This is a genomic window from Escherichia sp. TW14182, from assembly GCF_000208525.1.
GTDB classification, from domain to species: domain Bacteria; phylum Pseudomonadota; class Gammaproteobacteria; order Enterobacterales; family Enterobacteriaceae; genus Escherichia; species Escherichia ruysiae.
Genome location: NZ_AEJZ01000453.1, coordinates 1 through 1,321, shown reverse-complemented (window position 1 = coordinate 1,321; position 1,321 = coordinate 1). Strand labels below are relative to the sequence as shown.

Below are 1,321 nucleotides of genomic sequence, written 5' to 3'. Positions count from 1 at the left end.
GTTTTTCCCGGTACCAGGTTTTCCGCTGAACGCAAAATTTGTACACCCGGTCATCAATTCATCGGTGATGGATTTCGCCTGGCTTAACGCGTATCGCTGGCCGTCGTTCTGCACCTGGTAATTCGCAAACGAGCATTTACGGTGCAACGGCTGGATGCCAAAGCGATTCAGAATTTTTTCCACCCGCAACTGACGATTCAGGCGGTTGATCTCCTCGCAACGTTTCTGGCCTTCAGCAAGTTGCCACTCACGCCACTCCGCAACCGTTCTGAATGGGGCGGTTACATGTGGTGGGGTCAGTCTGCGGATACGCTCCAGAACGCCGCCTGTCGCAATATTTTTCATGGTCTGTTACCCCCTGAAGCCTGGCGGGATCGCACTGTCCGGCAACGAGACGGTGTTAACCTGTCGGAGCAACGTCTCAGGCCGAACACCTTTCGGCGCGAACAAGCCCTGGTATTCATGGGCAATGCTGTGTCTAATCACCTGCTCAGGGGTAAAACCCTGCTGGCGGAATTTTTCCAGCTCCCGTATCGCCCCGTTAGCGCCCTGCTCCGTTCGAATCGGTTTTCGCAATGCCTGCCTGAATTGAACCCACTCATGCCAGAGTGTTTCCGGCAACCACTCAGGCAGAGCAACTGACAACGGGTCGAATTTTTTAGTCGCTCGTTTTTGGTGAGGGAGATTTAGAGGGAGATCAGTATTTATATCTTCCTCTTCCTCTTCCTCTGGTAACGCTTTTTGATCCGTTTGTGTAACGCTGGCAGCGTTACCTTTTCGTTTCAGTTCACGTATTTTTGTTACTCGCTCGTTTGTAACCGCCCGTTTTTTTGAGCTTTTTCCGTTATGACGTTCAAAGTTAGGTAGCGAAAGCCCACCGTCATTTTCGACCAGCCATCCAACCTGAATTAGCGCATCAGCAAAACCAGCCATAAAAGTGATGCGATCTATTGCACTTTTTGTAACGCTGCGAGCGTTACACTCTACGTTACCGTCTATCATTTGTTGATCCGCCCATACCCAGAAGCGAATGACTTTCCCTAATGCGGCATCTGGATCAATATTCAGAATCTCAGCAAGCCTGAATATTTCCGGCTTATCCGGCGTAATAACCTCGAGCTTTATCCAGTTTGAAGCCATATTGTTTTCACCTTGTAACGCTGTGAGCGTTACATTTAACTGATACCGAACAAAACAGTCCGGCACGATTAATTTCAATCAATGCACTACGACAGAATCGCCGGACGACTCGCCGCCGCTGAAATGCGCTTTCCGGTAAACGGCCTGGACTGCATCATCATGCGCATCAATTGCCGTACTC

General features: G+C 50.0%; 2 protein-coding genes and 1 pseudogene. All 3 read right to left on the bottom strand.

What is annotated here, in order from left to right; all coding sequences use genetic code 11:
* Positions 1 to 345, bottom strand: a 345-nt coding sequence (locus EQY_RS0123105; RefSeq protein ID WP_000788988.1) for a hypothetical protein, incomplete at its 3' end; no start/stop codon positions are given.
* A gap of 6 nt (positions 346 to 351) precedes the next feature.
* Positions 352 to 1,140 (bottom strand): phage replication initiator YdaU family protein, encoded by a 789-nt coding sequence (locus EQY_RS0123100; protein ID WP_024212727.1) that lies wholly within the window; start codon positions 1,138 to 1,140, stop codon positions 352 to 354.
* A 78-nt stretch (positions 1,141 to 1,218) separates the two neighbouring features.
* Positions 1,219 to 1,321: pseudogene (locus EQY_RS27125) on the bottom strand (toxin YdaT family protein); the annotation flags it as partial.

Coding starts and splice junctions, on each gene's coding strand:
- EQY_RS0123100 (WP_024212727.1), bottom strand. CDS start 1,140: ATGGCTTCAAACTGGATAAAGCTCGAGGTTATTACGCCGGATAAGCCG.